The 24,131-nt window shown below is 70.7% G+C and carries 25 protein-coding genes; 21 read left to right on the forward strand and 4 right to left on the reverse strand.

Translation table 11 applies throughout. The features are described 5' to 3' along the window. The 10 genes from G537_RS38630 to G537_RS38645 all read left to right on the forward strand — a co-directional run. A partial coding sequence (locus G537_RS38630; RefSeq protein ID WP_034852192.1) for a transposase occupies positions 1–218 on the forward strand: 218 nt, incomplete at its 5' end. A 143-nt stretch (positions 219–361) separates the two neighbouring features. Then, a complete protein-coding gene (locus tag G537_RS38635; RefSeq protein ID WP_051248597.1) occupies positions 362–1,126 on the forward strand; it encodes an MFS transporter in 765 nt (254 codons plus the stop codon). A 54-nt stretch (positions 1,127–1,180) separates the two neighbouring features. Beyond that, a complete protein-coding gene (locus G537_RS0118475; protein WP_026871389.1) occupies positions 1,181–2,350 on the forward strand; it encodes an ABC transporter substrate-binding protein in 1,170 nt (389 codons plus the stop codon). 4 nt (positions 2,351–2,354) lie between these two features. Further along, on the forward strand, positions 2,355–3,215 hold the full coding sequence (locus tag G537_RS0118480; protein WP_026871390.1) for a branched-chain amino acid ABC transporter permease: 861 nt from the start codon (positions 2,355–2,357) through the stop codon (positions 3,213–3,215). Next, the gene (locus tag G537_RS0118485; RefSeq protein WP_026871391.1) at positions 3,212–4,222 is read left to right on the forward strand and encodes a branched-chain amino acid ABC transporter permease; all 1,011 of its coding nucleotides are present in this window, start codon (positions 3,212–3,214) and stop codon (positions 4,220–4,222) included. Before G537_RS0118480 ends, G537_RS0118485 begins: the two co-directional genes overlap by 4 nt. Next, positions 4,219–4,971: an ABC transporter ATP-binding protein gene (locus tag G537_RS0118490; protein WP_026871392.1), complete on the forward strand. Its 753-nt coding sequence runs from the start codon at positions 4,219–4,221 to the stop codon at positions 4,969–4,971. Before G537_RS0118485 ends, G537_RS0118490 begins: the two co-directional genes overlap by 4 nt. Then, the gene (locus G537_RS0118495) at positions 4,964–5,692 is read left to right on the forward strand and encodes an ABC transporter ATP-binding protein (protein WP_026871393.1); all 729 of its coding nucleotides are present in this window, start codon (positions 4,964–4,966) and stop codon (positions 5,690–5,692) included. The genes G537_RS0118490 and G537_RS0118495 overlap by 8 nt, the downstream gene beginning before the upstream one ends. A 138-nt stretch (positions 5,693–5,830) precedes the next feature. Beyond that, a complete protein-coding gene (locus G537_RS0118500) occupies positions 5,831–6,931 on the forward strand; it encodes a 5-methyltetrahydropteroyltriglutamate--homocysteine S-methyltransferase (RefSeq protein WP_026871394.1) in 1,101 nt (366 codons plus the stop codon). Positions 6,932–7,150: 219 nt separating this feature from the next. Next, the gene (locus G537_RS38640; RefSeq protein WP_034852195.1) at positions 7,151–7,876 is read left to right on the forward strand and encodes an SDR family oxidoreductase; all 726 of its coding nucleotides are present in this window, start codon (positions 7,151–7,153) and stop codon (positions 7,874–7,876) included. Then, a complete protein-coding gene (locus G537_RS38645; RefSeq protein WP_034852197.1) occupies positions 7,873–8,934 on the forward strand; it encodes an S-adenosylmethionine:tRNA ribosyltransferase-isomerase in 1,062 nt (353 codons plus the stop codon). The genes G537_RS38640 and G537_RS38645 overlap by 4 nt, the downstream gene beginning before the upstream one ends. A gap of 157 nt (positions 8,935–9,091) precedes the next feature. Here the strand turns inward: G537_RS38645 and G537_RS0118515 are convergent, their stop codons facing one another. Together G537_RS0118515 and G537_RS0118520 are read right to left on the reverse strand one after the other, a co-directional pair. Then, a complete protein-coding gene (locus G537_RS0118515) occupies positions 9,092–10,447 on the reverse strand; it encodes a dihydrolipoamide acetyltransferase family protein (RefSeq protein ID WP_026871395.1) in 1,356 nt (451 codons plus the stop codon). 159 nt (positions 10,448–10,606) lie between these two features. After that, on the reverse strand, positions 10,607–12,700 hold the full coding sequence (locus G537_RS0118520) for a transketolase C-terminal domain-containing protein (protein WP_026871396.1): 2,094 nt from the start codon (positions 12,698–12,700) through the stop codon (positions 10,607–10,609). Between the two features lie 157 nt (positions 12,701–12,857). Here G537_RS0118520 and G537_RS0118525 point away from each other — a divergent pair, with 157 nt between their 5' ends. The 10 genes from G537_RS0118525 to paaE all read left to right on the forward strand — a co-directional run bounded on the left by G537_RS0118525 (position 12,858) and on the right by paaE (position 20,715). Beyond that, positions 12,858–13,331 (forward strand): Lrp/AsnC family transcriptional regulator, encoded by a 474-nt coding sequence (locus G537_RS0118525; RefSeq protein ID WP_026871397.1) that lies wholly within the window; start codon positions 12,858–12,860, stop codon positions 13,329–13,331. Positions 13,332–13,399: 68 nt separating this feature from the next. Continuing rightward, positions 13,400–14,011 carry a LysE family translocator gene (locus G537_RS0118530; RefSeq protein ID WP_026871398.1) on the forward strand — a complete coding sequence of 204 codons (612 nt, stop codon included), beginning with the start codon at positions 13,400–13,402 and terminating at the stop codon, positions 14,009–14,011. A 79-nt stretch (positions 14,012–14,090) separates the two neighbouring features. Further along, the gene (locus G537_RS38650; RefSeq protein WP_064742166.1) at positions 14,091–15,119 is read left to right on the forward strand and encodes a YihY/virulence factor BrkB family protein; all 1,029 of its coding nucleotides are present in this window, start codon (positions 14,091–14,093) and stop codon (positions 15,117–15,119) included. 83 nt (positions 15,120–15,202) lie between these two features. Next, positions 15,203–15,847, forward strand: coding sequence for a TetR/AcrR family transcriptional regulator (locus G537_RS0118540; RefSeq protein ID WP_026871399.1), 645 nt, complete (start codon positions 15,203–15,205; stop codon positions 15,845–15,847). A gap of 11 nt (positions 15,848–15,858) precedes the next feature. Then, the gene (gene paaX / locus G537_RS0118545) at positions 15,859–16,725 is read left to right on the forward strand and encodes a phenylacetic acid degradation operon negative regulatory protein PaaX (protein WP_034852200.1); all 867 of its coding nucleotides are present in this window, start codon (positions 15,859–15,861) and stop codon (positions 16,723–16,725) included. Positions 16,726–16,926: 201 nt separating this feature from the next. Continuing rightward, positions 16,927–17,907, forward strand: a complete 981-nt coding sequence (gene paaA / locus G537_RS0118550) for a 1,2-phenylacetyl-CoA epoxidase subunit PaaA (RefSeq protein ID WP_026871401.1) — start codon at positions 16,927–16,929, stop codon at positions 17,905–17,907. Between the two features lie 13 nt (positions 17,908–17,920). Further along, the gene (paaB, locus tag G537_RS0118555; RefSeq protein WP_026871402.1) at positions 17,921–18,208 is read left to right on the forward strand and encodes a 1,2-phenylacetyl-CoA epoxidase subunit PaaB; all 288 of its coding nucleotides are present in this window, start codon (positions 17,921–17,923) and stop codon (positions 18,206–18,208) included. Between the two features lies 1 nt (position 18,209). Then, on the forward strand, positions 18,210–18,986 hold the full coding sequence (paaC, locus tag G537_RS43725; RefSeq protein WP_026871403.1) for a 1,2-phenylacetyl-CoA epoxidase subunit PaaC: 777 nt from the start codon (positions 18,210–18,212) through the stop codon (positions 18,984–18,986). Between the two features lie 143 nt (positions 18,987–19,129). Further along, on the forward strand, positions 19,130–19,639 hold the full coding sequence (gene paaD / locus G537_RS43730) for a 1,2-phenylacetyl-CoA epoxidase subunit PaaD (protein ID WP_026871404.1): 510 nt from the start codon (positions 19,130–19,132) through the stop codon (positions 19,637–19,639). After that, a complete protein-coding gene (gene paaE, locus G537_RS0118570; protein ID WP_155888664.1) occupies positions 19,630–20,715 on the forward strand; it encodes a 1,2-phenylacetyl-CoA epoxidase subunit PaaE in 1,086 nt (361 codons plus the stop codon). Before paaD ends, paaE begins: the two co-directional genes overlap by 10 nt. Before the next feature lie 33 nt (positions 20,716–20,748). Here paaE and G537_RS0118575 read toward each other — a convergent pair whose 3' ends face one another. After that, positions 20,749–21,660 carry a LysR family transcriptional regulator gene (locus G537_RS0118575; RefSeq protein ID WP_026871406.1) on the reverse strand — a complete coding sequence of 304 codons (912 nt, stop codon included), beginning with the start codon at positions 21,658–21,660 and terminating at the stop codon, positions 20,749–20,751. A 101-nt stretch (positions 21,661–21,761) separates the two neighbouring features. Here G537_RS0118575 and G537_RS0118580 point away from each other — a divergent pair, with 101 nt between their 5' ends. Next, complete coding sequence (locus G537_RS0118580; RefSeq protein ID WP_026871407.1) at positions 21,762–22,499, forward strand: sulfite exporter TauE/SafE family protein; 738 nt, start codon at positions 21,762–21,764, stop codon at positions 22,497–22,499. 9 nt (positions 22,500–22,508) lie between these two features. Here the strand turns inward: G537_RS0118580 and G537_RS0118585 are convergent, their stop codons facing one another. Then, entirely contained in the window at positions 22,509–24,041 is a 1,533-nt protein-coding gene (locus tag G537_RS0118585; RefSeq protein WP_026871408.1) for an acyl-CoA carboxylase subunit beta, read from the reverse strand. Positions 24,042–24,131: the final 90 nt, after the last annotated feature.

Below are 24,131 nucleotides of genomic sequence, written 5' to 3' on the forward strand. Positions count from 1 at the left end.
AGCGGCTGGACCGGACGCCGGACGCCATGCGCGTCCGCCGACAGACGGCCGAGCACCCGTTCGGCACCCTCAAAGCCTGGATGGGCGCCACCCATTTCCTGACCCGAGGATTACAGCGGGTCAGCACCGAGATGAGCCTCCAGGTCCTCGCCTACAACTTCAAGCGCGTGATCTCGATCCTCGGCGTCGGCGGCCTGCTCCAGGCGATCCGGGCCTGATATCCGATCTGCCCAATCTGCTTTGCCGGTAGCACGCCGACACCCCCACCTGCCCTCACCAAACACGCGTTTCCACACAGCCTCGGTCGTTCCAGTACGTCACGCTGATCGGCGGCCAGCTGCTGGCGACGCTGGTCGTGGTGATGCTGGAGCTGAGCCTGTCCGAGGGCGAGATCCGGGCCTGGGGCTGGCGGATTCCCTTCGTGATCGGCGCCGCGGCGGCCGTCATCGCCTTCTATCTGCGCCGGTCGCTGGTCGAGACCAGCAGCGAGGATGTCCGCAGATCCCAGGATGCGGGCACGATCCGCGCCCTGTTCCAGCATCCGCGGGCCTTCCTGACCGTGCTGGGCTTCACCGCCGGCGGGTCGCTGATCTTCTACACCTACACCACCTACATGCAGAAATACCTGGTCAACACCGCCCATCTGGACACGAGGACGGTGAGCCTGGTGATGGCCGCGGTGCTGTTCGTCTACATGGTGGCCCAGCCGGTCTTCGGCGCCCTGTCCGACCGCATCGGCCGGCGCAGCAACATGCTGATCTTCGGCGCGCTGACGACGCTGACCACGGTGCCGCTGCTGCGCGCCATCGGCACGGTGGCGAGCCCGGTCGCGGCCTTCGGGCTGATCCTGTGCGGCCTGGCCGCGGTCAGCTTCTACACCTCGATCAGCGGGCTGGTGAAGGCCGAGCTGTTCCCGATGGGCGTGCGCGCCCTGGGCGTCGGCCTGTCCTACGCTATCGCCAACGCCGCCTTCGGCGGCAGCGCCGAATATGTGGCACTGTGGCTGAAGGATATCGGCGTCGAGGGCTGGTTCGCCTGGTACGTCACCGGTCTCTGCGCCATCGCCTTCGTCGTCGCCATCCTGATGCCCGACAATCGCCGCGAGAGCCTGATCGAGGACCAATGATCCACCGGCCGGCGGGAAAACCCGCCGGCCCTCGAGAAACGGGGAGGAACGAAGATGCATCGACGCCACGTCACCGCTGCGGCGCTGGCCGCAGCCTTGCTGGCGGCCCTGCCGGCCGCGGCGCAGGACACGGTCAGGATCGGCCTGATCCTGCCGATGACCGGCCCCTCCGCCTCCACCGGGCGGGAGATCGAGGCCGCGGCGCGCCTCTACATGCAGCAGAACGGCAGCCAGGTCGCCGGCAAGACGGTCGAGCTGATCGTTAAGGACGACACCGGCACCGCCGACGTCACCAAGCGCCTGGCGCAGGAGCTGGTGGTGAAGGAGAAGGTGTCGGTGCTGGCCGGCTTCGGCCTGACTCCGCTGGCCGCGGCGGCGGCGCCGATCGCCACCCAGGCCAAGGTGCCGCAGGTGATCATGGCCGCCGCCACCGCCGTCACCACCGAGGCCTCGCCCTTCATCGTCCGCACCAGCTTCACCCTGCCGCAGGTCACCGTGCCGCTGGCGGATTGGGCCGCCCAGAACGGCATCAGGACCGTGGTCTCGCTGGTCACCGACTACGCCCCCGGCCTGGACGCGCAGAAGGCCTTCGCCGAGCGCTTCGGCAAGGCCGGCGGCCGGGTGGTGGAGCAGCTGCAGGTGCCGCTGCGGAACCCGGATTTCGCGCCCTTCCTGCAGCGCGTCGCCGACGCCAAGCCGGACGCGCTGTTCGTCTTCGTGCCCTCGGGCCAGGGCGCCATCTTCATGAAGCAGTTCGTCGAGCGCGGGCTGGACAAGTCCGGCATCCGCCTGATCGCGACGGGCGACGTCACCGATGACGAGCTCTTGGACAAGATCGGCGACGTGGCGCTGGGCACCATCACCACCCATCACTACTCCGCCGCCCATGACAGCCCGGAGAACAAGGCCTTCGTCCAGGCCTTCCTGGCCGCCAGCGGCGGGATGCGGCCGAACTTCATGGCGGTCGGCGGCTATGACGGCATGCACCTGATCTACGAGGCGTTGAAGAAGACCGGCGGGTCGACCGACGGCCAGGCCCTGGTCGACGCCATGAAGGGCATGAGCTGGACCAGCGTCCGTGGTCCGGTCACGATCGATCCGGAGACCCGCGACATCATCCAGAACGTGTATGTCCGGAAAGTCGAGAAGCGGGACGGCGCGCTCTGGAACGTCGAGTTCGCGACCATCGAGGCGGTGAAGGACCCGGTCAAGGCGGCGAAGTAGCGCCATGGGGACGATCCTGTTCGACGGCATCGCCTACGGCATGCTGCTGTTCGTGCTGGCCTGCGGCCTGTCGGTGACGCTGGGGCTGATGAATTTCATCAACCTGGCGCACGGCGCCTTCGCCATGCTCGGCGGCTATGTCACCGCGATCCTGATGAACCGCTGGCAGGTGCCGTTCTTCCTGTGCCTGCCCGCCGCCTTCGCGATCGCGGCCCTGGCCGGGCTGGTGCTGGAGCGGACGCTGTACCGCCCGCTCTACCGCCGCAGCCACCTGGACCAGGTGCTGTTCTCGATCGGGATCGTCTTCATGGCGGTGGCCGCCGCCGACTACCTGATGGGGTCGGAGCAGCAGATCATCCGGCTGCCCGACTATCTTCGCGGCCGGGTCGAGGTTCTGGGCGTCGGCATCGGCATCTACCGCGCCCTGATCATCGCGGTCTGCGGCGTGCTGGTGCTGGCGCTGCAATGGGTGCTGGCCCGCACCCGCTTCGGCAGCCGGCTGCGCGCCGCGGTCGACGACCCGCGCGCCGCCCGCGGCCTGGGCATCCGGGTCGACACCGTCTTCGCCGTCACCTTCGCCGCCGGCAGCGGCCTCGCCGGGCTGGGCGGCGCGCTGGGGGCCGAGATCCTGGGCGTCGACCCGACCTTCCCGCTGAAATACATGATCTACTTCCTGATCGTGGTGACCGTCGGCGGCACCTCCAGCCTGACCGGACCGTTCCTGGCGGCGCTGCTGCTCGGCATCGCCGACGTCGCCGGCAAATACTACGTCCCCGCCTTCGGATCCTTCGTCATCTACACGGTGATGATCGTGGTGCTGATCCTGCGGCCGCAGGGGCTGTTCGCCCGCGGAGGGACCAGGTGACCGCCGCCCCGCTCTCCTCAGAGGCGGCGCAGATCCGCCCGGCAGCATCGCGCGCCCGCTGGCGGCTGCCGGAGCTGCTGTTCTGGCTGGCGGCCCTGGCCGCGCTGTTCCTGCTGCCGGACCAGCACCTGATCCTGAACGAGATCGCGATCCTGGCGCTGTTCGCCCTCTCGCTCGACCTGATCCTCGGCTATGCCGGCATCGTCTCGCTCGGCCACGCCGCCTTCCTCGGCCTCGGCGCCTATGTCGCCGGCCTCCTGACCATCCATGTCGACGGCGAGCCCGTGCTCGGCCTCATCGCCGCCGCGGCGGCGGGCGCCGCGCTGGGTTTCGCCACCGGCTTCCTGGTGCTGCGCGGCTCCGACCTCACCCGCCTCATGGTCACGCTCGGCGTCTCGCTGCTGCTGTTCGAGATCGCCAACCAGGCGGCCGGGCTGACCGGCGGGGCCGACGGGCTGAACGGCATGCTGGTCGGCCCGATCCTCGGCCTGTTCGAGTTCGACCTGTTCGGCACCACCGCCTATGCCTACAGCCTGGCGATGCTGTTCGTGCTGTTCCTCTTCGCCCGGCGCCTGGTGCATTCGCCCTTCGGCCTATCGCTCAAGGCGATCCGCGACAACCGGCTGCGCGCCGCCGCGGTCGGGGTGCCGGTGGCGCGGCGGCTGATCGGCATCTACACGCTGTCGGCTGCCTATGCCGCCGTTGCCGGCGCGCTGCTGGCGCAGACCACGCAGTTCGTCTCGCTCGACGTGTTCGACTTCCACCGCTCGGCCGATGTGCTGCTGGTGCTGGTGATCGGCGGCGCCGGCTATCTCTACGGCGGGCCGATCGGCGCCGTGCTGTTCCGCTTCCTGCAGGACTGGATCGCCGGCATCACGCCGCAATACTGGTCCTTCTGGCTCGGCGCCTTCCTGGTGCTGCTGGTTCTGGTCGGGCGCGACCGGCTGGTTCAGGGCCTGCGCCGGCCCTTCGCCTTCCTCCTCTCCCGCATCGGAGCCGGGCGATGACCGCGGCGCTTGAGACCATCGGCCTCGTGAAGCGCTTCGGCGGCCTGGTCGCCACCAGCGACGTGTCGCTGCGGCTCGAGGTCGGGGCGCGGCACGCGCTGATCGGCCCGAACGGCGCCGGCAAGACCACCTTCGTCAACCTGCTGACCGGCGTGCTGGCGCCGAGCGGCGGCCGCGTGCTGCTGGGCGGCGAGGACATTACCGGCCTGAAGCCGCATCTCCGCGTCCGGCGCGGCTTGGCGCGCACCTTTCAGATCAACCAGCTGTTCCCGGAGATCACGCCGCTCGACACCATCGGCCTCGCCGTCGCGGAACGCATGGGGCGCGGCGGCGACTGGTGGCGCGTGGCCGGCGGCAAGGCCGAGGTGATGGACGAGATCCTGGCCGTCGCCGAGCGCTTCCGCCTGACCGACGTGCTGCAGGCGCGCACCGCCACCCTGCCCTACGGCAAGCAGCGCCTCTTGGAGATCGCCACCGCCTTTGCCTGCCGGCCCCGCGTCCTGCTGCTGGACGAGCCGGCGGCCGGCGTGCCGGAGGCGGAGCGGCACGAGCTGCTGGCCACCATCGCCGAGCTGCCGCCGGATGTCTCGGTGCTGCTGATCGAGCACGACATGGACCTGGTGTTCAGCTTCGCCGACCGGATCTCGGTGCTGGTCAACGGCGCCCTCCTGACCGAAGGCCCGCCGGACGCCATCGCCACCGACCCGCAGGTCCGCGCCGTTTATCTGGGGGAGCCGGTGGATGGCTGAGCTGCTGGCCCTGAAGGATCTGGTCGCCGGCTATGGCGAGGCCGTCGTCGTCTCCGGCGTGTCGCTGACCCTGGCCGAGGGCGAGGCCTTGGCCCTGCTGGGCCGCAACGGCACCGGCAAGACCACGCTGCTGAACAGCATCATCGGCGTCACCCGCCGCTTCGGCGGCACCGTCGCCCTGGCCGGGCGCGACCTGACCCGGGCGCGGCCGGAGGACCGGGCCCTCGCCGGGATCGGCTGGGTGCCGCAGGAGCGCAACATCTTCAGGTCGCTGACGGTCGAGGAGAACATGACCGCGGTGGCCCGCCCCGGCCCCTGGACGCCGGAGCGCGCCTACGCCCTGTTCCCGCGGCTGAAGGAGCGGCGCGGCAACCTGGGCAGCCAGCTGTCGGGCGGCGAGCAGCAGATGCTGGCCATCGCCCGCGCTTTGATGCTGAATCCGAAGCTGCTGCTGCTGGACGAGCCGACCGAGGGCCTGGCGCCGATCATCGTCGAGGAGCTGCTGGCCGCGCTGAAGCGAATCCTGCGCGACGAGGGCGTGGCCGCGATCGTGGTCGAGCAGCACGCCCAGAAGATCCTGTCCGTCACCGACCAAGCGGTGATCCTGGAGCGCGGCGCTATCGTCCACGCCGCGCCCAGCGCCGCCCTCAAGGCCGACGAGGCCGCGCTGACCCGCCATCTCGGCGTGACCCGCAAGGAATCGATCCATGCTGCGTCGTAGCATCTCTCTTCATTGTCATTGCCGGGCTTGACCCGGCAATCCAGGGGCCACGGAGATCCGCTCTGGCGGTCCCTGGATCCTCGGGTCAAGCCCGAGGATGACAGTTCAAGAAAACTGCCATCTGAGGAGGAGCATTTCATGCCGCGCCAGACCCCGCCGTTCCGCGCCGACATGGTCGGCAGCCTGCTGCGCACCGCCCCCCTGAAGGCCGCGCGCGCCCAGCACGAGCAGGGGGCGATCTCTGCCGGCGAGCTGCGCGCGGTCGAGGATGAGGAGATCCGGAAGATCGTCCGCCGGCAGGAGGAGATCGGTCTGCAGGCCGTCACCGACGGCGAGTTCCGCCGCGCCTTCTGGCACTACGACTTCCTCGAGCATCTCGACGGCGTCGAAGGCTTCTGGATGGACCATGGCGTGCAGTTCCAGGGTGCGCAGTTGAAGCCCAAGGGCATCCGGGTCACCGGCAGGCTGGGCTTCACCGATCATCCGATGCTGGAGCATTTCCGCTTCCTGAAGGCGAACACCAGCCGGGTGCCGAAGATGACGATCCCGTCGCCCAGCATGCTGCACTATCGCGGCGGCCGGCAGATGATCGACGCCACGGTCTATCCCGAGATGGAGGAATTCTACGCCGATCTCGGCCGGGCCTATGCCGGCGCGGTCGCCGCCTTCGCGGCCGAGGGCTGCCGCTACCTGCAGCTCGACGATGTCAGCTTCGCCTATCTCTGCGACCCGGAGCAGCGGCGGATGCTGGCCGAGCGCGGCGACGACCCGGTGAAGCAGCCGGAGATCTATGCCGGCATGCTGAACGCCGCCATCGCCGGGCGGCCGAAGGATATGACCATCACCATGCATCTCTGCCGCGGCAATTTCCGCTCCACCTTCATCGCCTCGGGCGGCTACGAGCCGGTGGCGGAGCGGCTGTTCAACGAGATCGGCGCCGACGGCTATTTCATGGAATGGGACACCGAGCGCGCCGGCGGGTTCGAGCCGCTGCGCTTCCTGCCCAAGGGCAAGACCGTGGTGCTGGGCCTCGTCACCTCCAAGACCGGCACACTGGAGAAGAAGGACGACATCAAGCGCCGGATCGACGAGGCGGCGAAATTCGTCGATCTCGACCAGCTCTGCCTCAGCCCGCAATGCGGCTTCGCCAGCACCGAGGAAGGCAACGTCCTGGCCGAGGACGAGCAATGGGCGAAGCTGGCGATGATCGTGGAGATCGCAAGGGAGGTTTGGGGGTAAGTCCCTGCCTCCGCTCCCCCTTGTTGTCATGCCCGGGCTTGACCCGGGCATCCAGAGAGTGTCGACACCTTCTGGATTGCCGGGTCAAGCCCGGCAATGACAGAAAGGGGAATACGGCGGCCAAGAGCATTAACCAAGCCATTCCTTCCAAAACCCTCTTGACCTGAACCGCACTTGAACTTGTACCGATGGAGGCTCCCGACGAGAGGAGCATCCATCATGCCTATCGACACCGATCTGCGGCGGCTGCGCGTGGCGGTCACCGGCGGCACCTCCGGCCTCGGGCTGGCGCTGGTTCGGCTCTTGACCGCGATGGGCGCGCGGGTCGCCTTCGTCGCCCGCGGCGCCGAGGCCGTGGGCCGCACCGCGCGGGAGACCGGCGCCCAGGGCATCGTCGGCGACGTCGGGCGCAAGGAGGACGTCCATCCGATCGCGCTGCAGGTCACGGCCGGGCTGGGCGGGCTCGACGTGCTGATCAACAACGCCTCCAGCCTCGGCCCGGTCCCGCTCGCGCTCCTGGCCGACACCGAATGCGAGGACCTGGAACAGGCGCTGGCGGTCAACCTGGTCGGCCCGTTCCGGCTGACCAAGGCCCTGCTCGGCGCCCTCGCCGCCTCCGCCCGCGAGGGGCGCGGCGCGGTGGTGATCAACATCTCCAGCGACGCCGCGGTCAACGCCTATGCCGGCTGGGGCACCTACGGCGCCAGCAAGGCGGCGCTGCGCCATCTGACCGCGATCTGGGCCGAGGAGGCCAAGGCCGAGGGCGTGCGCTTCCTGTCGATCGATCCCGGCGACATGGACACGCCGCTGCACACGCTCGCCGTTCCGGATGCCGACCCATCGACCCTGAAAATGCCCGAGGCGTCCGCCGCCGAGATCGTGCAGGCCGTGCTGGCCGCCCTGCCGCAGCGTGCCTCCGAGCAGCGGGTCGGAGGGGCCGCATGATCGCCGCCGACCGACCCGACCGTCCCGCCGCCCGGCTCTGCGCCATCGACGCCGAAGGCCGAGTGCGGCATCTGCCCCGCGCGACCCTGGCGACGCTGCTGGCCGCCGGCGACCTGGTCGTCGCCAACGACGCCGCGACCCTGCCGGCGAGCCTCCATGGATTGCACGCCGCCACCGGTAGGCCGATCGAGATCCGGCTGGCCGGCTGGGTCGCGCCCGGCGACCCGACCCGCTTCGCCGCCATCGCCTTCGGTGGCGGCGACCACCGCATCCGCACCGAGGACCGGCCGGCGCCGCCGCCGCTCGCGGCCGGCGACCATCTCTCGCTCGGCCCGCTGAACGCCGTGGTCGAGCGCCGCCTCGGCCATCCGCGGCTGGTCCGGCTGCGCTTCCTCGGCCGCCGCGAGCAGGTCCTGGCCGGGCTGGCCCGGCACGGACGGCCGATCCAGTACGCGCATGTGCCGGAGCCGCTGGCGCTGTGGGACGTCTGGACCCGCATCGCCGCCGACCCGGTGGCGTTCGAGCCGCCCTCGGCCGGCTTCGCGCTGGACTGGGCGCTGCTCGCCGCCTGGCGCCGGAACGGCGTCGGCTTCGCCACGCTGACCCATGCCGCCGGCGTCTCATCGACCGGCGACCCGGCGCTCGACCGCCGCCTGCCCTTCGACGAGCCCTATCGGATCCCGGGGCAGACCGCCGCCGCGATCGCCTGGACGAAAGCTAGAGGCGGCCGCGTCGTCGCCATCGGCACCACCGTGGTCCGCGCCCTCGAAGCCGCGGCCGAGGCCGACGGCACGGTCCGGGCCGGCGACGGCGTCGCGACCAACCGCATCGGGCCCGGAACCCGGCCGCGCGTGGTCGATGCCCTCCTCACCGGGATGCACCAGCCGGGCGAGAGCCATTTCGAGCTGCTGCGCGCCTTCGCCCCGGACGAGGTGCTGGATCGGCTGCCGGCCGCCCTCGCCGCGGAGGGGTATCGCGGCCATGAGTTCGGCGATGTGATGCTGCTGGAGCGGCAGGCCCGCGCCGCGGGATCGATCGCGGCCGCCTGCGTGGCCTGAACGGCCGGCTCTCCCCCTCACCCTCCCGTCGCCTTCGGCGTCGGCCCCTCCCTCTCCCCGAGGAGAGGGGAATATGAGCCGGGCCTCCACACCTCTCCTTGGGGAGAGGTCGAAATCGCGAAGCGATTTCGGGTGAGGGGCGGCGCAGGTCGCGCCGTCACCCTGCCGCCGGCCAGGTCTCGATCGTCTCGACGAAGCGCGCCAGCCAGGCGTTGGTCTGGGCGCCGTCGAGGGCGCGGTGGTCGATGGTCAGCGAGACATAGGCCATCGGCCGGATCAGCATCGCGTCGGCGCCGTTCACCTCGCGCACCACCACCCGCTTCTCGACCTTGCCGACGCCGAGGATGGCGACCTGCGGCTGGTTGATGATGATCGGCGCGGCAAACAGCGAGCCCGAGACTCCGTGGTTCGAGATGGTGAAGGTGCCGCCCTGCACATCGGCCGGCGCCAACCTGCCGGCGCGGGCCAGCGCCGTCGCCTCCTGCAGCCGCGCGGCGATGCCGAGCAGCGACAGCGACTGCGCCCGGTGCACCACCGGCACCACCAGGCCCTTATCCCCCAGCGCCGTGCCGATGCCGATGTTGACGTCGTCGAACACCTCCAGCGCGTCGTCATGCCAGCGGCTGTTGACCGTGGGCACCGCCTTCATCGCCGCGACGCAGGCCTGGACCAGATAGGCGGTGACGGTCAGGGCCACGCCCTGGCGCTCGAACGCCGCCTTGTGCGCCTGGCGATGCGCCAGCACGGCGCCGAAATCCGCCTCGAAGACGGCGGTCACGTGCGGCGCCGTGGCGACGGACTGCGCCATGTGCTCGGCGATGCGCCGGCGCATGGAGTCGTGCGGGATGCGGTGGGAGCGAACAGAAACGCTCGGTTGCGCCTCGGCCTGCCGGCGGGCGACCTCCTGCTCGACATCCTGCCGGGTCAGCCGCCCGTCCTTGCCGCTGCCGGTCAGCCCGGCGGGATCCAGCCCGGTCTCGACCAGCAGCTTGCGCACCGAAGGCGACAGCCGCAGCGCCGGGTCGAAATCGGCGATGGATTTCCCGGCGGAACGGACGTCCACACCGCCTCTCCCGCTCGCCCCATCCGAGTCCCCCCTCCCCTCGCGGGAGGGGGGTAGGGGGTTGTCGCCGTCGGAGCCGATGCCGGGTTGATTCGATGAATCGAGGTTGTCGGCCTCTCGCGCGCGGACGCGCGCAGCCCCCTCCCCCTGCCCCCCTCCCGCAAGGGGAGGGGGGACCAACGAAGAGTCAGCGGCGGCAGCCCCGATCCGCCCCAGCACCGCGCCGGGCGCCGCATCCTGCCCGACCGGGACCAGGATCTCCGCCAGCGTGCCGGAGGCCGGGGCCGGGACCTCGACCGTAACCTTGTCGGTCTCCAGCTCGACCAGCGGGTCGCCTTCGCGCACCGCGTCGCCGACCGCCGCGAGCCAGCCCCGCACCGCCGCCTTGCTGCCTTCCTGCTGGACCGGCGCGAGCACGTCGACCGTGGTCGCCTCGATCGTGTCGGTCATGTCAGCCCCGCTGCTGTTCGCTTGCTTCATAAGCCTTGGAGGCGTTCCCCTTACTGTCATTGCCGGGCTTGACCCGGCAATCCAGTGGGCCTCGACATCCTCTGGATGCCCGGGTCAAGCCCGGGCATGACAATCTGGGGAAAAGCCCCGGCATCGCTATCAGAACCCGGTCAGCTCGAGGATCTTGTCACGGATGCGGTCGACCGACGGCACCGCGGCCTCCAGCAGCACCGGGCTGTGCGGGCTGGGGATGTCCGGCATGGTCAGCCGCGCCACCGGGGCGTCGAGGTCGAGGAAGGCCCGGTCCGCCACCACCGCCGCGATCTCCGCCCCGAAGCCGCCGGTGCGCAGGTCCTCGTGCACGATCAGGCAGCGCCGGGTGCGGGCGACCGAGGCCAGCACGGCCTCGCTGTCCCAGGGCATCAGCGTGCGCAGGTCGATCACCTCGACCGACTTGCCGCTGCTCCGCGCCGCCTCCTCCGCCCGCTCGACCATGGCGCCCCAGGTGACGATGGTGAGGTCCCGGCCCTCCATCGTGGTCCGGGCGCGGCCGAAGGGCAGCACGTAGTCGTCGCCCGGATAGGGCCGGCGGGCCCAAGCGGCGTCGAGCATGGCGCGATGCTCCAGGACCATCACCGGGTCGTCGCCGCGCAGCGCCGCCCGCAGCAGGCCGACCGCATCCTCGGCGTTGGACGGCACCGCCACCTTCCAGCCCGGCGCGTGCACGAACTGCACCTCGTTGGTCTGGCTGTGCCAGGGATCGCCGCATTTCAGGAAGCCGACCGGCATGCGCAGCACGATTGGCGCGGCGAAGCGGTTGCCGGTGCGCCAGCGGATCGTGCCGCAATCGTTGATCTGCTCCACCGCCGGATCGGCGTATTTGCGGAACTGGATCTCCGGCACCGGCAAGAGGCCGGCCAGCGCCATGCCGACGGCACGGCCGACGATGCCCTCCTCCGACAGGCTGGTGTCCATCACCCGGGCGGCGCCGAACTTCTCCTGCAGCCCCAGCGTCACGGCATGGACGCCGCCCTTTGCCCCGATGTCCTCGCCCAGCACCACCATCCGCGGATTGACGGACAGCTCGTGGTCCAGGGTGCGGCGGATGGCGGTGACCATGTTGATCCGCGGCCCCTCCGGCTGCGGCGTGTCGCTTCCGGCGGGCGGGACGATGCCCAGGCTGCGCAGCCCGCCCATGGCCGGCGGCTCGCCCTCGAAGAAGACATGGCGGGTCACCGCGGCGGGGTCGGGCAGCGGCCGCACCTCGGCCCGGGCCCGCGCCGCCTCCGCCGCCGCCTCGGCCTCGGCGGCCAGCGCCTGCCACTCCGCCTCCTCCAGCACCGCCGGGACCAGGAAATGCTTCAGCTTGGGCAGCGGGTCGCGGGCCCATTCCGCCGCCACCGTCTCGGCCGGCTTGTAGGCCTGGGTGTCCTGGAAGCTGTGGCCCTCCAGCCGCGGCACGCTGAGCCGCAGGAGGCAGGGGCCGCGGCTGTCGCGGACATGGGCGACGGCGGCGTCGATCAGCCGTGCCGCCTCGGCCGGATCGGTGCCGTCGCCGGCCATCACCTCGAGGCTGCGGAAGCTGGCGAGGTTGGCGGCGATGTCGCCGCCCGGGGTCTGGAACCGCGACGGCACCGAGATGCCGTAGCCGTTGTCCTCGATGAAGAACAGCAGCGGCAGGCGCTGGGTGGTGGCGATGGTCAGGGCCGACCAGAAGCCGTTGGTGGCGACCGAGGCGTCGCCGCCGAGCGCGACGGCGATGGCGCGGTCGCAGGCCGGGTCGTGCAGCACGGTGCGGCCGTATTCGATGGCCTGGGCCCAGCCGGCGGCCGGGGTGTACTGGGTGCCGACCCCGCCGCACATCGGCAGGGCCGAGGGGCCGGACGGGTTCGGGAAGTTGAACACCACGCCGATGTCGCGGCCGGCGGAATAACCCTGGTCCCGGGCCATCGAGGAGCCGAGCGCGTCGGCCGGGTCGACGCCGAGCGTCAGAAGGATCGGCCGCGACCGGTAATAGCCGGAGATCGCGTCGCGCGGGTCGGTCAGCCTCGTGCCCAGCAGGATCTGCGCCAGGTCGTGGCCGCGGGCGGAGAACTGGTAGAGCACCTTCTTCTGCGGCGCCAGCACCGTCTCCTCCAGCGCGTCGAGGGCGCGGGAGAGGTGCAGGAGCTGGGCGACGCGGCGCCAGTCGAAGCCGGGATCGGGCGCGTTCGCCAGCGGGCGCCGGGGCTGCGGAAAGGCGAGAGCGGTCACGGGGTCGTCCTTCTGCTGGGGGTTCCGACCGGACGCGCAGGGGCGCATCTCCAGAAGAAGGATGCGCCCGATCCGCGGAAAAGTTTTGCCGAAGTCGGCTCGGATCGCAGCCGCCTGAGGTATGATTTGCCCAGATTGCGAAGATCAAGGGGGATTCATGCCCACGGACGCCGAGACCCTGGACCGGTTCGAGCGCGCCATCCTGGAGGCGCTGCAGCGCAACGCCCGGCAGAGCGTGCAGGAGCTGGCCGACGCCATCGGCCTGTCGACCTCGCCGACCTGGCGGCGGCTGAAGGCGCTGGAGGAGCGCGGCGTGATCAAGGACTACGTCGCCCGGGTCGACCCGGCGAAGCTGGGTTACGGCGAGACCGCCTTCGCCCATGTCACCCTGGCCAAGCACGACGCCGAGCAGATCGCGGCCTTCGAGCAGCGGATCGCCGAGCGGCCGGAGGTGCTGGAGTTCTATTCCATGACCGGGTCGGCCGACTACATCCTCAGGATCGTGACCCGCAGCCCGCTTGACTATGAGAAGTTCCTGAAGGAGGTGGTGTTCACCAGCCCGGCGGTGCAGCACATCAGCTCGAACTTCGCCCTGCGCGAGATCAAGAACAGCGTGGCGATCCCGGTGTAGGCCGCCCTTGCCCGCCCGCCCGCACCAAGGCATCGTGGCGGCCGCAGCCTGACGGGAGGAGCGCGGCCGTGAGCATCGAGTTCCTGATCACCTCGTTCATCATCGTCGCCTCGCCCGGCACCGGCGCACTCTTCACCATCGCGGCCGGGCTGACCCGCGGGTCGCGTGCCAGCATCGTCGCCGCCTTCGGCTGCACCCTCGGCATCGTGCCGCACATGGCCGCGGCGATCCTGGGCTTGGCCGCCCTCCTCCACACCAGCGCGCTGGCCTTCGAGATCTTCAAGTATCTCGGCGTCGCCTATCTGCTGTGGATGGCCTGGAACACGCTGCGCGAGCACGGCGCGCTGAAGGTGGAGAAGGAGGTCGGCGGCCGCTCGGCGCTGCAGGTCACGGTGACCGCGGTGCTGATCAACATCCTGAACCCGAAGCTGTCGATCTTCTTCGTCGCCTTCCTGCCGCAATTCGTCAGCGCGAACGAGGCCTATCCGCTGGCCCGGATGCTGGAGCTGAGCGGCGTGTTCATGCTGATGACCTTCCTGGTCTTCGCCGCCTACGGCCTGTTCGCCGCCGCGATGCGCGACCACGTGATCTCGCGCCCGCGGGTGCTGACCTGGATGCGCCGCAGCTTCGCCGCCGCCTTCGTCGCCCTCGGCGCCAAGCTGGCCCTGGCCGAGCGGTAAGCCGCATCTCGGCCCGGCGGAACGCCGCCGCTCCCCCTGCCGTTCGATCTTAGAGGTCCGGTGTCGGTTGGGGAGCCCGATGACGACGTCGCCGTCGACGGAGGACAGGCACGGCCGCGGCGCGCGCTCGCCGCCCGAGATCCCGCGGCGCGGCTGGCTGGACATCCTGTGGCGGGTCTGGGCCGAGATCGACGACGACCGCGTCTTCGCCCTCGCGGCCGGCGTCGCCTATTACGCCCTGCTGGCGCTGTTCCCCGCGATCGGCGTGATCGTGTCGCTGTACGGCTTCGTGGCCGACCCCGCGACCGTCGAGCGGAACATCGCCGACCTCGCCTTCATCCTGCCGAGCGGCGGGATGGAGGTGATCGGAGAGCAGCTGCACCACATCGCCGGGCAGCCCCGCCAGTCCCTCGGCATCGCCTTCTTCATCGGCCTCGCCATCTCGCTGTGGAGCGCGAATGCCGGGATGAAGGCGCTGTTCGACGCGCTGAACGCCGTCTACGACGAGACGGAGAAGCGCGGCTTCTTCCGGCTCAACGCCGTCTCGCTTCTGTTCACCGCCCTTGCCCTGGTCTTCGTCGTCCTCGCCCTGGTCGGCGTCGTGGTCGTGCCGGTCGTCCTCAACTTCGTCGGTCTCGGATCCGTGGCCGGCACGCTGGTCTGGCTGCTGCGCTGGCCGGCGCTGCTGGTGCTGACGATCGTCGGGCTGTCGCTGCTGTACCGCTTCGGCCCGAGCCGCCGGGAGGCGCGCTGGCAGTGGATCAGCTGGGGCAGCGCGGTCGCGGCCCTGGTCTGGATCGGCGGCTCGATGCTGTTCTCCTGGTACGTCGCCCGCTTCGGCGACTACGACGCCACTTACGGGTCGCTCGGGGCGGTGATCGGCTTCCTGACCTGGATCTGGCTGTCGACCGTAGTCTTCCTGATCGGCGCCGAGCTGAATGCCGAGATGGAGCACCAGACCGCCCGCGACAGCACCGTCGACGGCGAGAAGCCGATGGGCCGGCGCGGCGCGGTTATGGCCGACACGCTCGGGGCGACCAAGCCCTGGCGCCGTGATTCATCGGAACAGGACCGCCCCACCGGCGGCGACGCCTCGGGCATTCATTGATCGAACGCTCAGAGAATTCTTGATCTGCGGCGGCGATGCCCTAAGGCTGGTCCGGTTGACGACTCGCGAACGGACCGGAGGTCATGGCCCGCACCCGCGCCCATGATTACGACGACAAGCGGCGGGCGATCCTGCATCGGACGGCGGAGCTGTTTGCCCGGCACGGCTTCACCGGCGCCTCGATCACCAAGATCGCCGAAGCCTGCGGCATGTCGAAGGCGCTGCTGTACCACTACTACCGCGACAAGGACGCGGTGCTGTTCGACATCCTGGACGACCATCTGTCGATGCTGGTCGCGGTGGTGGAGGAGGCGGCGGCCGCGCCCGCCGGCGCCCGCGACCGGCTGCATGCCATCGTCGCCGCGCTGCTGGACGCCTATCGCGACGCCGATGCCGAGCATCAGGTGCAGATCACCAGCCTGAAGCTGCTGCCGCCGGACCGGCAGGAGCAGCTGAAGGAGCTGGAGCGGAGGCTGGTGCGGATCTTCGCCGACGCGCTGGCCGCGGCGGTGCCGCCATTGGCCGCCGACCGCACCCTCTTGATGCCGCTGACCATGTCGCTGTTCGGCATGCTGAACTGGCACTATCTCTGGTTCCGCGAAGGCAAGGGGCTGAGCCGCGCCGACTACGCCCGGCTGGCGACCGAGCTGATCCTGTCCGGCGCCGCGGATGCGCTGGCGGCGGTGCAGGGCAAGGCCGCCCCCAGCCGGCGGATGGAAACCGCCTGACCGGCGCCGTCATGCCCCGCACCGCCCTGCGCCGGGCCCTGGAGAGCCTGAAGGCCGAGCCGTCGCGCACCTGGTCGATCATCATCACGGTCTACGGCGACGCGATCGTGCCGCGCGGCGGGTCGCTGTGGGTCGGCACGCTTTCCACCTTCCTGCATGCGCTCGGCATCGGCGACGGGGTGGTGCGGACGGCGATGTCGCGGCTGGCGGCCGATGGCTGGCTGGAGCGCAGCCGGATCGGCCGCAACAGCTTCTACCGCCTGGCCGAGCGCGGGCGGGAGACGTTCCGGACCGCCACCGAGCACATCTACAACGCCCATCCTCCGCCCCCGGGCGGCGGCTTCGTGCTGGTGCTGCCGGGCAATGGCGAGAACCGCGAGACCGCGCGCGTGGCCCTGCAGGCCGCCGGTTTCGGCAGTGCCGCCCCGGGCGTCTGGGTGGCGCCGGCCGGCGCCGCGATCCCGTCGGAAGCGGCCGAGGCGCTGCGCCTGGAGGCCTCGGCCGATGCCGAGACCCGGCGTCGGCTGGCGGCGCTGAGCTGGCCCCTGGACCGGACCGCCGCCGCCTATCGCCGTTTCCTCGAGACCTTCGAGCCGCTGCGGGCGGCGCTGGCCGCGGGCGGCGCGCTGTCGGACCTCGACAGCTTCATCGCCCGCATCCTTCTGATCCACGCCTGGCGCCGCATCGTCCTGCGCGACCCGGTGCTGCCGGCCGACCTGCTGCCGCCGGACTGGCCCGGCACCGCCGCCCGTGCGCTCTGCGCCGATCTCTACCACCGGCTGCTGCCGGCCTCGGAGCGCTGGCTGGACGAGAACGGCCAGGCCGAAGCCGGCCCCCTGCCCCCGCCGGGGCCAGAGCTCCGGGCGCGGTTCAGGTAAGGACGGCCTTCTCGATTCGTCATCGCGAGGACCCCGGCCTTGAGCCGGGGGACGTGGCGATCCAGGGCCGCTCGGGCTGCCCTGGATCGCTTCGCCTTCGGCTCGCGATGACGATGAAGGACGCTTATATATGTTACAAAAATCATTGACCGAGAATTTTTCTGTCACATATTATTTGAAGGCCAAGGGAGGCTGGACGCCATGTACACGCAGGCCCTCAACACCACCGATACGGCCCGCCCGGTCGAGGACGCCGCCCTCGCCGCCCGGTTCCAGGAGCGGATCGACGCCGAGGAGCGGATCGAGCCGAACGACTGGATGCCCGAGGCCTATCGCAAGACCCTGACCCGCCAGATCTCCCAGCACGCCCATTCCGAGATCGTCGGCATGCTGCCGGAGGGCAACTGGATCACCCGGGCGCCCACCCTGCGGCGCAAGGCGGCCCTGCTGGCCAAGGTGCAGGACGAGTGCGGCCACGGCCTCTATCTCTACGCCGCGGCGGAGACGCTGGGCGTCACGCGCGAGGAGCTGGTCGATCAGCTCCTGACGGGGAAGGCGAAGTACTCGTCGATCTTCAACTACCCGACCCTGACCTGGGCCGATATCGGCGCCATCGGCTGGCTGGTCGACGGCGCCGCGATCATGAACCAGATCCCGCTGTGCCGCTGCTCCTACGGGCCTTACGCCCGCGCCATGATCCGGGTGTGCAAGGAGGAGTCCTTCCACCAGCGCCAGGGCTACGAGATCATGGTCACGCTGGCCCGCGGCACGCCGGAGCAGAAGGCGATGGCGCAGGACGCGCTGGACCGCTGGTGGTGGCCCTGCCTGATGATGTTCGGCCCGCCCGACGCGGCGAGCCAGCACAGCGACACCTCGATGAGGTGGAAGATCAAGCGCTTCTCCAACGACGAGCTGCGCCAGAAATTCATCGACGCCACCGTGCCGCAGGCCCAGTTCATCGGCCTGTTCCCGCCCGACCCCGACCTGAAGTTCAACGCCGAGACCGGCCATTGGGAGCACGGGGCCATCGACTGGGACGAGTTCAAGCGGGTCCTGGCCGGCAACGGCCCGTGCAACCGCGACCGGATGGCGGCGCGGCGCAAGGCGCATGACGACGGCGCCTGGGTGCGCGAGGCCGCGCTGGCCTATGCCGAGAAGCGCCGCGCCCGGGCGGCGGCGTGATGGAGGACATGCCATGACCGGCCAGACCTTTCCCCTCTGGGAAGTCTTCATCCGCAGCCGCAACGGGCTGGCGCACAAGCATGTCGGGTCGCTGCACGCGGCGGATGCGACCATGGCGCTGCAGGCGGCGCGCGACCTCTACACCCGCCGCGGCGAGGGGCTGTCGATCTGGGTGGTGCCGTCCAATGCCATCACCGCTTCCGACCCCGCCGACAAGGGCATGATGTTCGAGCCGGCGGCGAGCAAGATCTATCGCCACCCGACCTTCTACGACGTGCCCGACGAGATCGGGCATATGTGACATGACCGCCGGCTCCATCACCGTCGCCGAGACGCCGCTGGTCCGCTATCTGCTGGCGCGGGCCGACGACGCCCTGATCCTGGGCCACCGCCTGTCGGAATGGTGCGGCCACGCGCCGATGATGGAGGAGGACATGGCGCTGGCCAATATCGGGCTCGACCTGATCGGCCAGGCCCGCGCCCTCTACGGCTATGCGGCGGAGGTCGAAGGCGCCGGCAACGACGAGGACCGCTACGCCTATCTGCGCGACGTGCGGCAATACCGCAACCTGCTGCTGGTCGAGCGGCCGAACGGCGACTTCGCCCACACCATCGTGCGGCAGCTGTTCTATTCCGCCTTCGCCGATCCCTATTGGCGGGCCATGACCGGCTCCGCCGACCCGACCTTGGCGGCGATCGCCGCGAAGTCGGAGAAGGAGAGCGCCTATCACTTGCGCCATGCCGCGGAATGGGTGATCCGCCTCGGCGACGGCACCGAGGAAAGCCATGACCGGGCGCAGGCGGCGGTGGAGGAGCTGTGGCCCTACACCGGCGAATGGTACGAGCCGGACGAGGGCGAGCGCGCGCTGATCGCGCAAGGCATCGCGGTCGATCCCGAGAGCCTGCGCGAGACCTGGTCGCGCACCGTGGCCGAGATCCTGGCCGAGGGGACTCTGGCCGTCCCGCCCGCCGGCTGGGCCCAACGCGGCGGCCGCGACGGAAGGCACAGCGAGCATCTCGGCCATCTGCTGAGCGAGCTGCAAGCCCTGCAGCGGACCTATCCGGGGGCGAAGTGGTGACGGCGCGGATCCATCCCCCTCACCCTCCCGTCGCTTCGCGCCGGGCCCCTCCCTCTCCCCAAGGAGAGGGGAATAGGAGCCGCGGCCTTCACACCTCTCCTTGGGGAGAGGTCGAAATCGCGCCAGCGATTTCGGGTGAGGGGGTGGCCCCGGCCTCGGCCGATGCCGAGACCGAACCCCTCCGGCAGCGCGCCTGGAACGCGGCCGCCGCGGTCGCCGATCCGGAGCTGCCGGTGCTGACCATCGCCGATCTCGGCATCCTGCGGGACGTCACGGTCCAGGACGGACGGGTCGAGGTGGCGATCACCCCGACCTATTCCGGCTGCCCGGCGATGAGCGCGATCGCGCTGGAGGTCGGGCTGGCGCTGGAGCGCGCGGGGATCGGCGGCGCCCGGGTCCGTACCGTGCTGTCGCCGGCCTGGACCACCGCCTGGCTGACGCCGGAGGGGCGGCGCAAGCTGGCGGAATTCGGCATCGCCCCGCCGCAGGACGGCGCCGGCCGGCGCGCCCTGTTCGGGGCCGACACCGTGCCCTGCCCGCATTGCGGGTCGACCCGCACCGAGCGCCTGTCGGAATTCGGCTCCACCGCCTGCAAGGCGCTGTGGCGCTGCACCGACTGCCGCGAGCCCTTCGACTATTTCAAATGCCACTGACCACCCCGCCGCGCTTCCACCGCCTGACCGTCCGGGACGTGCGGCGCGAGACCGCCGACGCCGTCTCGATCGCCTTCGACGTGCCGCCGGATTTGGCCGCCGATTACCGCTTCGATCCGGGCCAGTACCTGACCCTGCGCGCCACCGTCGACGGCGAGGATCTGCGCCGCTCCTACTCGATCTGCTCCGGTCCCGAGGACGGCGAGCTGCGGATCGCGGTGAAGCGGGTCGAGGGCGGCGTCTTCTCCGACTGGGTCAACCGCGCGCTGCGGCCCGGCGACGCGATCGAGGTGATGACCCCGACCGGCCGCTTCGGCGCGCCCCGCGTCCCGGACCGGGCGCGCGTCCATGTCGGCTTCGCCGCCGGGTCGGGCATCACCCCGGTGCTGTCGATCCTGCGCGGCGTGCTGGCGCGCGAGCCGGAGAGCCGCTTCTTCCTGTTCTACGGCAACCGCTCCACCGGGGAGATCCTGTTCCGCGAGGCGCTGGAGGAGCTGAAGGACCGCTTTCTCGGCCGGCTCTCGGTGTTCCACGTGCTGTCGCAGGAGGAGCAGGACCTGCCGATCCTCAGCGGCCGGCTGGACGGCGACAAGGTGCGGCGCCTGCTGCGGCTGGTGGTGCCGGCCGAGGCGGTCGACGAGGTCTATCTCTGCGGCCCGGAGGGGATGAGCCGGGAGATTCAGGCGGTGCTCACGGAACTCGGCATCGCTCCGGAGAAGGTGCATGTCGAGCTGTTCGTCTCCGCCCTCGGCGGCCGGCCGCGGCCGAAACCCGCGACGCCCGCCCCGGAGACGCCGAGCCGCACCGCCGTGCTGACCGTCGACGGCAAGCGTCGCGAGGTGCCGGTGGCGGACGGCGAGAGCATCCTGGACGCGGCGCTGCGCGCCGGCATGGACCTGCCCTACGCCTGCAAGGGCGGCATGTGCTCGACCTGCCGTGCCCGGCTGGTCGAGGGCGAGGCGGCGATGGACCTCAACTACTCGCTGGAGCCCTGGGAGCTCGAAGCCGGCTTCATCCTGACCTGCCAGTCCCACCCGAAGACCGAACGGGTGGTGGTGGATTACGATCAGGTGTGAGGGCGAGGAGCCTTCTTCCTCTCGATTGCCGGCCTAGGTCCGAGGCGCATCCTTCGCCAGATGTTCCACCAGCCGCCGGGCATGCGCCGGCAGCGCGTCGAGGCGGCGGACGCAGATCGACAGCCGGCGCAGCGCCCAGGGGTCGGACAGCGGCACCGCCCGGATCGCCATGCTGCGGCGGCAGCGCCGGGCCGCCGTCTCCGGCACCACCGCCAGGCCGACGCCCTGCTCCACCATCCGGCACACCGCGTCGAAGCCGCCGAGCCGGACCCGCAGCTTGAGCGGCCGCCCGGCCCGGGCGGCGTGGCGGGCGAGGTGGTCCTGCAGCGCGCTGCCGGGGCCGAGCCCCACGAAATCCTCGCCCAGCACCTCGGCGAAGGCGACGCGGCGCCGGGCCGCCAGCGGATGGCCGCGCGGCACCGCCAGCACCAGCCGGTCGATCCGGAACGGGAGGCTCTCCAGGCCGCCGCTCTCGATCCCGCCGCCATCCGCCGCGTCGGCGACGATGCCGAGATCGGCCAGGCCGGCGGCGACAGACTCGACGATGGCATGGCTCGGCCGCTCCTCCAGGTCGATGTCGATCCGGGGATGGGCGGCGAGCCATTCGGCCAGCGGCCCGGGCAGGAATTCGGTGAGGGCCGCGGTGTTGCTGAGGATCCGGACATGGCCCTTGAGGCCGCGGGCGTAGTCGCCGAGCTCGCCGCGCATCCGCTCCATCTGCTGCAGCACCAGCCGGGCATGGTGCAGCACCGCCTGGCCGGCCGGGGTCGGCGCCACGCCGCGGCGGCCGCGCCGCAGCAGCGCCGTGCCCGCCGCCGCCTCCATGCCGCGGATGCGGGCGCTGGCCGAGGCCAGGGCCAGGGCGGCCCGCTCGGCGCCGGCGGTGATGCTGCCGGCCTCCGCGACATGCAGGAACAGGCGCAGATCGGTCAAATCGAAACGCATCGACGGTCCCTTCCGGAGCAGCCACAGCCTTCGTCCGGGCCGAAGGCTGGCTCCGCCACTCCCACATTGTGACGCAGGCCGGCGCCGGGCAAGGTCCGCCCATGACCGATCCGCTCCTTCTCGTCGCCCTCACCTTTCTCCTCGCCGGCTTCGTCAAGGGCGTGGTCGGGCTCGGCCTGCCGACCGTGGCGATGGGGCTGCTCGGCCTGGTCATGGCGCCGGCCCAGGCGGCGGCGCTGCTGGTCGTGCCGTCGCTGGTGACCAATTTCTGGCAGCTCTTCGCCGGGCCGCGCTTCGGCGGCCTGCTACGCCGGCTGTGGCCGATGATGGCGGGGATCTGCCTCGGAACCTGGGCCGGGGCCGGCCTGCTGACCGGTGCCGATGCCGGGCGCGCCACCATCGCCCTCGGCACGGCGCTGGTGGCCTACGCCGTGTTCGGCCTCGTCGGCCCGCGCTTCTCCGTGCCGCCCCGGGTGGAGCGCTGGTGGTCGGCCCCGGTCGGCGCCGCCACCGGCCTCGTCACCGCCGCCACCGGGGTCTTCGTCATCCCGGCGGTGCCGTTCCTGCAAGCGCTGGGGCTGGAGAAGGAGGATCTGGTGCAGGCGCTGGGCCTGTCCTTCACCGTCTCCACCCTGGCGCTGGCCGCCGGGCTGGCGCGGGACGGCGCCTTGCCGCTGGCCGCGGCCGGCACCTCGCTTCTGGCCCTCGCCCCGGCGCTGGCCGGCATGGCGGCCGGGCAGTGGCTGCGCCTCAGGGTGCGGCCGGAGGTGTTCCGGCGCTGGTTCTTCATCGGGCTGCTGCTGCTCGGCCTCGACCTGGCGCTGCGGCCGCTGCTGTGACGCAGCCCGTCACAGCGGCAGGTTGTCGTGTTTCTTCCAGGGGTTCTCCAGCTTCTTCTCGGCCAGCATCGCCAGCGCCTTGCAGATCCGCCGCCGGGTGTTGTGCGGCATGATCACGTCGTCGACATAGCCGCGGGCCGCGGCGACGAAGGGGTTGGCGAATTTCTCGCGGTACTCCTCGGTCCGTGCCGCGATCTTCTCGGCGTCGCCGAGATCGGCGCGGAAGATGATCTCGACCGCGCCCTTCGGCCCCATGACCGCGATCTCCGCCGTCGGCCAGGCGTAGTTGACGTCGCCGCGCAGATGCTTCGACGCCATCACGTCATAGGCCCCGCCATAGGCCTTGCGGGTGATCACCGTGACCTTCGGCACCGTCGCCTCGGCATAGGCGAACAGCAGCTTGGCACCGTGCTTGATGATGCCGCCGTATTCCTGGCTGGTGCCGGGCAGGAAGCCGGGCACGTCGACGAAGGTGACGATCGGGATGTTGAAGGCGTCGCAGAAGCGGACGAAGCGCGCCGCCTTGCGGCTGGAATCGATATCCAGGCACCCGGCCAGCACCATCGGCTGGTTGGCGACGATGCCGACGGTGCGGCCCTGCATCCGCGCCAGGCCGATGACGATGTTGCCGGCGAAGGCCGGCTGCAGCTCGAAGAAGTCGCCCTCGTCCACCACCTTCCCGATCAGCTCCTTCATGTCGTAGGGCTTGTTCGGGTTGGCCGGGATCAGGGTGTCGAGCGACATCTCCGGCCGGTCGGCCGGGTCCTCGGTCGGCCGGATCGGCGCCGGCGCGCGGTTGGAGGACGGCAGGAAGCCGACGAAGTCGCGCAGCCGCAGCAGCGCCTCGACATCGTCCTCGAAGGCCAGGTCGGCGACGCCGGACCTGGCGGTGTGGGTGACGGCGCCGCCGAGATCCTCGGCCGTCACCACCTCATGCGTCACCGTCTTCACCACGTCCGGGCCGGTGACGAACATGTAGGAGCTGTCCTTCACCATGAAGATGAAGTCGGTCATCGCCGGGGAGTAGACGGCGCCGCCGGCGCAGGGCCCCATGATCAGCGAGATCTGCGGCACGACGCCGGAGGCCAGGACGTTGCGCTGGAACACCTCGGCATAGCCGCCGAGCGAGGCCACCCCCTCCTGGATCCGGGCGCCGCCCGAATCGTTCAGGCCGATCACCGGGGCGCCGACCTTCATCGCCTGGTCCATGATCTTGCAGATCTTCTCGGCATGCGCCTCGGACAACGAGCCGCCGAACACCGTGAAGTCCTGGCTGAAGACGAAGACCAGCTTGCCGTCGATGGTGCCGAAGCCGGTGACCACGCCGTCGCCCGGCACCTTCTGCTCGGCCATGCCGAAATCCGCCGAGCGGTGCTCGACGAACATGTCCCATTCCTCGAAGGAGCCGGGATCGAGCAGGACGTCGAGCCTTTCGCGCGCCGTCAGCTTGCCCTTGGCGTGCTGGGCCTCGACCCGCTTCTTGCCGCCGCCGAGGCGCGCCGCCGCGCGCTTCTTCTCGAGCACCTCAAGGATCTCGCGCATTCTCTCCCCGCGGATGTCCGCACAGCGTCATCCGTCTGCAATAGCACGCGGAGCGGAGCCGGGCGAGATCGGGGCTTGCCAGCCGGGTGG

This window comes from Inquilinus limosus DSM 16000, assembly GCF_000423185.1.
GTDB lineage: Bacteria > Pseudomonadota > Alphaproteobacteria > DSM-16000 > Inquilinaceae > Inquilinus > Inquilinus limosus.